This window comes from Streptomyces sp. NPDC046805 (genome assembly GCF_040645355.1).
Lineage (GTDB): Bacteria > Actinomycetota > Actinomycetes > Streptomycetales > Streptomycetaceae > Streptomyces.
This window is the reverse complement of record NZ_JBEYYC010000073.1, coordinates 1-7557: the sequence shown is the minus strand read 5'-3', so window position 1 is coordinate 7557 and position 7557 is coordinate 1. Positions and strand designations below refer to the sequence as shown.

At 68.7% G+C, this 7557-nt stretch carries 10 protein-coding genes; 8 read left to right on the top strand and 2 right to left on the bottom strand.

Annotated features, from left to right (window positions below; translation table 11 throughout):
- The first annotated feature begins 283 nt into the window (after positions 1-283).
- Positions 284-451 (top strand): hypothetical protein, encoded by a 168-nt coding sequence (locus ABZ910_RS35990; RefSeq protein ID WP_361373605.1) that lies wholly within the window; start codon positions 284-286, stop codon positions 449-451.
- Between the two features lie 165 nt (positions 452-616).
- Complete coding sequence (locus tag ABZ910_RS35985) at positions 617-1717, top strand: NAD(P)-dependent alcohol dehydrogenase (RefSeq protein WP_361373603.1); 1101 nt, start codon at positions 617-619, stop codon at positions 1715-1717.
- Between the two features lie 32 nt (positions 1718-1749).
- On the opposite strand, the gene ABZ910_RS35980 is transcribed toward ABZ910_RS35985, so the two are convergent.
- On the bottom strand, positions 1750-2295 hold the full coding sequence (locus ABZ910_RS35980) for an SDR family NAD(P)-dependent oxidoreductase (protein ID WP_361373601.1): 546 nt from the start codon (positions 2293-2295) through the stop codon (positions 1750-1752).
- A gap of 242 nt (positions 2296-2537) precedes the next feature.
- Here ABZ910_RS35980 and ABZ910_RS35975 point away from each other — a divergent pair, with 242 nt between their 5' ends.
- The 5 genes from ABZ910_RS35975 (at position 2538) to ABZ910_RS35955 (ending at position 6844) form a co-directional block, all read left to right on the top strand.
- Entirely contained in the window at positions 2538-2894 is a 357-nt protein-coding gene (locus ABZ910_RS35975; RefSeq protein WP_361373599.1) for a zinc-binding dehydrogenase, read from the top strand.
- Positions 2891-3190, top strand: coding sequence for a hypothetical protein (locus tag ABZ910_RS35970; protein WP_361373597.1), 300 nt, complete (start codon positions 2891-2893; stop codon positions 3188-3190). The genes ABZ910_RS35975 and ABZ910_RS35970 overlap by 4 nt, the downstream gene beginning before the upstream one ends.
- Before the next feature lie 122 nt (positions 3191-3312).
- Complete coding sequence (locus ABZ910_RS35965; RefSeq protein WP_361373595.1) at positions 3313-4110, top strand: SDR family NAD(P)-dependent oxidoreductase; 798 nt, start codon at positions 3313-3315, stop codon at positions 4108-4110.
- 68 nt (positions 4111-4178) lie between these two features.
- Positions 4179-5639, top strand: a complete 1461-nt coding sequence (locus ABZ910_RS35960) for an aldehyde dehydrogenase family protein (RefSeq protein WP_361373593.1) — start codon at positions 4179-4181, stop codon at positions 5637-5639.
- Between the two features lie 320 nt (positions 5640-5959).
- Positions 5960-6844, top strand: coding sequence for an MBL fold metallo-hydrolase (locus ABZ910_RS35955; RefSeq protein ID WP_361373591.1), 885 nt, complete (start codon positions 5960-5962; stop codon positions 6842-6844).
- Positions 6845-6974: 130 nt separating this feature from the next.
- Here ABZ910_RS35955 and ABZ910_RS35950 read toward each other — a convergent pair whose 3' ends face one another.
- Entirely contained in the window at positions 6975-7148 is a 174-nt protein-coding gene (locus ABZ910_RS35950) for a hypothetical protein (protein WP_361373589.1), read from the bottom strand.
- Between the two features lie 28 nt (positions 7149-7176).
- Here ABZ910_RS35950 and ABZ910_RS35945 point away from each other — a divergent pair.
- A partial coding sequence (locus ABZ910_RS35945) for a hypothetical protein (RefSeq protein WP_361373587.1) occupies positions 7177-7557 on the top strand: 381 nt, incomplete at its 3' end.

The following is a 7557-nucleotide window of genomic DNA, read 5'->3' as shown; positions in this document are numbered from 1 at the left end:
GTGGTGCGGGAGAACCACGTACCGGCCTTCTGCACCGCATCCGCTGATCACGGACGACACCAACACCGGAACCCTTACCGACTTCGGCTCGTCAGGGTGATCTTTGCCGATGTGGCCTGATGGGCCTGGGGTGCGGGCTGTATTCCGTGCTGTGTGAGATATGCGGATGGGGGCGTGCTGACTGCTGTGGGGCGGCAGCGTCGGGGGGCTGTACGGCTGCAGGCAGCCGACCTGTTCGAGTAGAAGATCAAGCCGCCACCTGGAGGTCGCCCAGCGTCTCCACATGAGCCGGCAGTCGGTATGCCAGTGGCACCAGTTGTGGCGGGACGACGGGGTCGAGGCCCTGGTCTCGCGCGGGCCGGCCGGCGGCATGCCCTGGTTCTGCGTCTCGAGGTCCACCAGCTCCGTGGCGCAGCGCCGGTCTTCGATCCACTCTTCGTGCGTGCCCTGACGGCCCTGGTCGCCGATGAGCCTCTGCCAAGCGCGCGGCTCGCCTGAAGCCGACGGGTCTCCTGAGTGACTTGGCTCACAAAAGTAGTCAACCATATAGTTAGTTAATACATTGGCCTTTCGCTTCAAGGCTCGACGGCAATGATGCCGGACAAGGAGAACCAAGATGCTGATCACCGCCGCCCTCTCGATGGAGGTCGACCCCAAGGGGAAGTTCGTGCTCGAGGAGCTCGAGCTGGAGGAACCCCGTGCCAACGAGATTGTCGTCAAGACGGTGGCGACGGGCATCTGCGGATCCGACCTGCACGGCCGTGGAGTGCCGTTCCCGCGGCCGATCGTCTTCGGGCACGAAGGGGCGGGCGTCGTGGCGGCCGTCGGGTCTGCCGTCACCAAGCTCCAGGTCGGCGACCACGTGCTGCTGAACTACCTGGCCTGCGGCAAGTGCCGCGTATGCGTCAGCGGCAAGCCGAAGCTCTGCCCCAGCAACAGCCTCCTCAACCACTCCGGCGGTCGCGCCGACGGTACGACCGGACTGTCCAGGAACGGCGAGGTCGTCTACGGCCAGTTCTTCGGCCAGTCCAGCTTCGCCACCCACTGCATCGCCAACGAGCAGCAGGCCACGAAGCTCGATCCCGCCTTCGATCTCACCCTCGCGCCCGCGCTCGCCTGTGGTGTCCAGACCGGCGCCGGCGCCGTCCTCAACGGTCTCAAGCCCTCCCCGGGCAGCTCGCTGCTGACCACCGGCACCGGCGCCGTCGGCATGGCGGCCGTGATGATGGCACGGATCCTCGGCTGCACCACGATCATCGCCGTCGACGTGTCCGCCGAGCGTCTCGCACTCGCCCAGGAGATCGGCGCCACCCACGTGATCAATTCACGCGAGACGGACGACCTGGCGGCTGCTGTCCGTCAGATCGTTCCGGACGGCGTCGACTACGCCGTCGAGGCCTCCGGACGCATCGATGTCGCCGAGTCCGCCATCCAGAGCGTCACCAAGGGCGGCTCGGTGGCCCTGCTGGGGATCGATCCGTCGGGCGCGAAGTTCTCGGTGTCTCTCCAGCAGATGGCCCTGAGCGGCATCAGCATCTCCGGCTTCCCGGGCGGGCTCGCCGTCCCCGACGACATGGTGCCCCGCCTGATCGAGCTCCACGCCCGCGGCCAGTTCCCGGTGGACAAGCTGGTGGCGAGGTTCCCGTTCGAGCAGATCAACGAGGCGGCCGAGGCCGCCAGCAGCGGCCGCGCGATCAAGCCGGTGCTGGTGTTCTGATGCGATGACGCAAGCCTGAGGGCGGCGCCTGGTCACACGCCCGTGCCGGGCCCGCCCTCTCCCCCCAGCGCACCCAGGAGCCTGCTCTGCAGCTCGGCCGCGATGCGCTCGGCGCCGGGAGCACCCGGACGACCGAGGGCAGCCGTACCGCGCGGCGCCGCCCCCGCCTTCGGCCGGGAGGTGCCCCCAGCCTCGGCCACCACCTGCTTCGCGATTTCGTGATTGATGTCCTTCGCCCGCCGCACCGCCTTGCACCGCCGCTTGTTCAGCCGGTGCTCGGTCGTCGTAGGGCTGCGCGCTCTGCGGCCGGAAGGCGATCGGCTTCCCGGTGGCCGCGCGGTACCGCTTCGAGCCGGCGGCCTGCCGTACGACTTTGGTGAAGGCCAGTGAGGTGTACTTGCTGACGTTGATCTCGAACTGCCGTCGCACGTCGCCGGGTCGGTGTCCTGGAACCTGCCGGGCGCCGTCGAGCCGGCGGCGTTGTTGACGAGGACGTCGACCCCGCCGTACGCCTCGACGATGTGGGGGACCGATGCGGCGACCATGTCGTAGTCCGCGATGTCGACCTCGACCCACATTGCTTCGCCCCCCGGCCACGATCCGCTCGACCGTCTCGTCCGCGGGTTCGGGAGAGGCGATGACCAGGCGGGCGCCGCGCCGGGCGGCCTCCCAGGGCCTGGCCGACGCGGGTGACGCCGGTGACCGCGCCCCTCAGTACCTACTGCTGGCAGAACCGGCCGCTGTCCGGGCAGACCGCGATCAACTATGCCGGCCCGGCCCGGTTGATTGGCTTCACCACCGAGGGTGGACACCGGAGTACATGGCCGTCACCGCGACCGGCACCGTGCTGATCCCCGACGGCCTGTCCTTCGAGAACGCCGCTCCGCTGTTGTGTGCCGGCTACACGACCTGGAGTGGCCTGCGCGCAGCCGAGCCGCAGCCGCACGAGCGGATCGCCGTCGTGGGCATCGGCGGCCTCGGCCACCTCGCGCTCCAGTTGTCCAAGGCGTGCGGCTTCGAGACGTTCGCGGTCACCCACTCCAAGAACAAAGTCGAGCTGTCCGAGCAGCTCGGTGCCGACCACGTCGTCGGCGACGGCACCGAGTTGCAGGCGATCGGCGCAGCGGACGTTCTGCTGCTGTGCTCGAACTCCTACGAGCAGGCCGACGCGCCATGAAGGGGCTGCGCCATGACGGCCGGACCGTCCTGCTGGGGCTCGACCCGTTCGTCGACTTCGTCGTGCCGACCGACCTGGTGCAGCCCTTCTTCGCGCAGCGCCAGAAGTTCATCGGCGCCACCCACAGCTGGCTGCGCTACCTCACCGAAGCCCTCGACCTGGCCGCCGTGGGCAAGGTGACGTCGATCATCGAGACCTTCGACAAGACAGAGGTCGTCGAAGCGGTCCGCCGGGTGACAAGGCGACATCCGCTTCCACGCCGTCGTCAAGTACTGATTCGCCGGCACGGTCGGTGACCACGCGTGCACCGCGCTGACCGATCCGAAATCACGCGCACGAACCCTTCTCATTTAACCAAATGTTTGTATGATACTTCGGCACGGCCAGGGATGTCCTAATGCTGGAGGGATACTCAACGTTGGACCTGTCAGGCAAGGTCGCCGTCGTCACCGGCGGCGGCGGGGTCGGCTGCGGCGTGTCGCTCGATCTCGCGGCCCGCGGTGCCAAGGTTGTGGTCAACGACTTGGTCCTGGGGGACGTCAAGCTCACCGCGGAGAACGTGGTCGCCGAGATCAGGGCAGCCGGGGGCGAAGCGGTCGCCGACGGCAACAACGTGGCCACGTTCGACTCCAGCACGAAGATCATCGGTACCGCGATCGAGAAGTTCGGCCGGATCGACTTCCTGGTGATGTACGCCGGCAACTTCGTGGCCGACTCCGTTGCCGACCTCACCGAGGAGCGGTGGCACAACTCGCTGGCGGTGCACCTCACCGGGCCTATGGGGTGCGCGAAGGCCGCGGTCCAGCACATGACCAAGCAGGGCGACGGCGGCCGGATCATCACCGTCGCGTCGCGCGCCGCGTTCCTGGCGCCGATCCCCGCCTACGCCGCGGCCACGGCCGGGATCATGGGGCTTACCTCGGCGCTGGCCGCCGGCCTTGCCCCGGCCGGGATCACCGCCAACCGCCTCATCCCCAGCGCCACCACCCAGCTGTTCCCGGGGCAAGACGCGAACGCACGCACGATGGGCATGCTGGCGTCGATCACTCTGGGTCCCGACTACATCGCCCTCGTCGTGACATACCTGGTGAGCGACCAGGCCGGCGAGGTCACCGGCCGCTTCGTCCACGCCTCCGGCGGCGACATCTGTATCTACGCCGAACCACTCGGCCTGCACGGCGGCACCAACTCCATCGTCCGGAACAACGGCAAGTGAAGCGCCGAGGAACTGGCCGAGGCCCTGCCTCCGCTGTTCAACATCGGCGCCGGAAAGTAGGGCACGGAATGACGACACAGCAGACCACCATCACCTCGCATCCCATGCTGGTGGGCGGCGAGCAGACCGAGGCACTTTCGGGTCGGTGGCTGGAGGTCACCGACCCGGGCAAGGGCGAGGTGTTCGCGCGCGTTCCCCGTGGCGGCGCCGAGGACATCGACGCCGCGGTCGCCGTGGCCCGGCGCACCTTCGACGAGGGCGGCTGGACCGGGCTGCCGGCCGCCGAGCGTGCCCGGCTGGTGTGGCGGCTGGGTGACCTCGTCGAGGAGCACGCGGACGAGCTGGCCGCCCTCGAGAGCCGCAACCAGGGCATGCCGGTGGCCCAGGCGCGGCTTTCGGTCCTCGGTGTGGCGGCCACCTTCCGGTACTACGCCGGCGCGGTGCAGCGCCTGGACGGCCGCTCCAGCGACGTTCAGGCCGCCGGCCGCCTCTTCCACGCCTACACCCGTCGCGAGCCGATCGGCGTCGCCGGCATCATCGTGCCGTGGAACGGGCCGCTGTTGCTGTTGTCCTGGAAGCTCGCGCCCGCTCTCGCCGTCGGCTGCACCAGCGTGATCAAGCCGGCGGAGGAGACCCCGGTCACCGCGATCCGGCTGGCCGAGCTGTGCCTGGAGGCCGGGATCCCGCCGGGCGTGGTCAACGTGGTCACCGGCGTCGGCGAGGAGGCGGGGGGTGCGCTGGCCGCGCACCCGCGGGTGGACAAGGTCTCCTTCACCGGTTCCACCGAGACCGGCCGGGCCATCATCACGGCTGCCATGGGCAACCTGAAGAAGGTCACGCTGGAGCTGGGCGGCAAGTCACCGGTCGTGGTGTTCGGCGACGCCGATGTCCCCGCGGTCATTCAGGGCGCGGCCATGGCGATCTTCGCCAACGCCGGGCAGATCTGCACGGCCGGTTCCCGCCTGCTGGTGCACCGGGACATCTACGACGACGTCGTGGCCGGGGTCAGCAAGATCGGGCAGTCGCTGAAGTTCGGCTACGGCACCGAGCCGGACTCGATGATGGGCCCGCTGATCTCCGCGAAGCACCGCGCGCGCGTCGCGTCCTACGTGGACAGTGGCAGGGAGCAGGGCGCGGAGATCGTCACCGGCGGTGCGGCCGCCGACGGTCCCGGGTTCTTCTACCCGCCCACCGTCGTGGCCAACGCGCGCCCCGACATGACCATGGTGCGCGAGGAGATCTTCGGCCCGGTGGTGGCGGTCATCCCGTTCACCGATGACGAGGAGGCGGTGAGGATCGCCAACGACACCACCTTCGGCCTCGCCGCCAGCGTCTGGACCCGCGACGTCGGTCGCGCCCACCGCTTCGCGGCGCGGATGCGGGCCGGCCGGGTCGGCATCAACGTGCATCCCAGCCCGGATGTCACGATGCCGACCGGCGGCTACAAGCAGTCCGGCTGGGGACGCGAGCTCGGCGCCGAGGGTCTCGAGGCATACCTCGAGACCAAGGCCGTCATGACGCTGCTCTGACAACTCCTCCCACCCCGGTCCAGGGTGCGCTTCTTCTTGAGGGACCGGTTGCTGCCTGCATCCGCATCGCGGTGCAGCTCATCGACCGGCGGCGACCCACGAGGTCCGACCGACTCGACCTCGCTGCGCAGACGTTCGAGCTGGTCGTCACCGTGGTCACTCAAGAAGAACGCACCCGGTCTTCGAGCAGGCCATCGTGGAGCTCGCCTCGCGACCCGTCTCCCAGGTCATCGTCGCGGAACTGGCCGAGCGGCGCCGGAGCGGCCTGCGTAACGTTCTACCACCGATACAGCACCCCGGCTCACGAAATGGACATGGACATGCCTCGCAAGGCTGAACGCATCATCATAGGTGAAACATCGATCACCTATCTCATCGATGGTGTCGGCTTGTTCAACCCGGAGGCGACCATGCCGGCGGTGGACTGGGCGGCAAACCACGATTGTCTCGAAGAGAGCCAACTCGTCCTCCCGTTCGGATCGTTCCTCGTACGCGCCGGGGACCAGAAGATCCTCGTGGATCTCGCTCTCGGCGGGATGGACATGAAGGTGCCCGGCGTCGCCCACATGAAGGGGGGCGAGCTCCTCCAGAGCCTTGCCGCGGAAGGACTGTCCCCGGACGACATCGACACGGTGGTCTACACGCATCTGCACGTCGACCACATCGGCTGGACCACCGACGTCGCACCCGTACCGAACGCGCCCGAGCCGAAAGCGCCTAGCGGCCTCACCTTCGCCCGGGCGCGGCATGTCATGACCGAGGCCGAGTGGCGGTACTGGACCGGCGAGGCGGCGGGCGAGCTGGGCGGGCCGGACACCGAGGCCACGATCAAGCCGCTCCAAGACGTCATCGAGTTCGTCCAGGACGGCGACACCCTCGCACCCGGCGTCACCATCGAGGTCACGGCCGGTCATACCCCGGGACACCTGGCGGTCGTCGTACACGACCCGTCGGGCGACCACAGCGAATCGGTGTTCATCGCGGGAGACCTCTTCCACTCGCCGGTGGAAATCGCCGACACGGTGTGCACGTTCGCCTCGGACGTCGATCCGGAGCGGGTCCGAGCCGTGCGCGATGGCGTGCTCCAGCGGCCGGACACCGTGATCGCCGCGGGGCACTTCACCCACGGTGCGTTCGGCCGTGCCACGCCCGTGGGCGACACATACACGTGGACTCCCATCGGCCACGCGCCGACTGCCGGATAAGCGGACACCCGACTGCCCGCGAAGAGGCCGGCACGCCGAAGGCCACGGTCGGCGCGCGTCCGGCGCCGGCACGTTCGGCCGGCAGCCGGGCTCGTATATCGGCGGGCCGGCACACCTGAATCGCCTGAAGCTACGGCCGATGTCCGTCGACCGCGTCGTCCTTCTCGGAGCGTGCCGTGATCGCCGCCGCGTTCACGCGGATCCAGTCCAGCAGCGGGGCCAGTGCCGCAGCCGCGCTGCGGGTCAGCTCCGTGACCGAGTACGTCACCGACGGCGGCTGCCCCGTGCCGATCTCCCGATGCACCAAACCGTCCTGCTGCAGCGAACGGAGCGTGGCAGACGAAGCCGCGGAGGCCAGAGGCATGGCCGAGGGTTATGCCCTGGGATTCGAGGACGAGGGACCAAGGCCAACACGTGAAGCTGGGTCCCGTGGTCCGCAGTATTCGCTGCGGACCACGGAACTCGCAGGTGGCATTGGGACGGAGAGGAAGCACAGCTATGCGTCTGCGAAGGGGAGAGACGCCGCCATGTGGCGCGAGCAGGCGGCGGCGGGAGATGTGGACTCGATGCTGACGCTTGCCAGGATCGCCAAACGCGATGCTGAGACGGTCGGCGAGGCCGAGCACTGGTTCCGCGCCGCGGTCGATCAGGGAAACTTGGAGGGCATGCACCGGCTAGGAGCGTGTCCCAGTAACGTGGTTCTCCCGCACCAG

Bases quoted from the DNA above. Each gene is read 5' to 3' on its own strand.
- ABZ910_RS35960 (WP_361373593.1), top strand. From the start codon at position 4,179: ATGACGACACAGCAGACCACCATCACCTCGCATCCCATGCTGGTGGGC.
- ABZ910_RS35985 (WP_361373603.1), top strand. From the start codon at position 617: ATGCTGATCACCGCCGCCCTCTCGATGGAGGTCGACCCCAAGGGGAAG.
- ABZ910_RS35955 (WP_361373591.1), top strand. From the start codon at position 5,960: ATGCCTCGCAAGGCTGAACGCATCATCATAGGTGAAACATCGATCACC.
- ABZ910_RS35980 (WP_361373601.1), bottom strand. From the start codon at position 2,295: ATGTGGGTCGAGGTCGACATCGCGGACTACGACATGGTCGCCGCATCG.
- ABZ910_RS35975 (WP_361373599.1), top strand. From the start codon at position 2,538: ATGGCCGTCACCGCGACCGGCACCGTGCTGATCCCCGACGGCCTGTCC.
- ABZ910_RS35990 (WP_361373605.1), top strand. From the start codon at position 284: ATGAGCCGGCAGTCGGTATGCCAGTGGCACCAGTTGTGGCGGGACGAC.
- ABZ910_RS35970 (WP_361373597.1), top strand. From the start codon at position 2,891: ATGAAGGGGCTGCGCCATGACGGCCGGACCGTCCTGCTGGGGCTCGAC.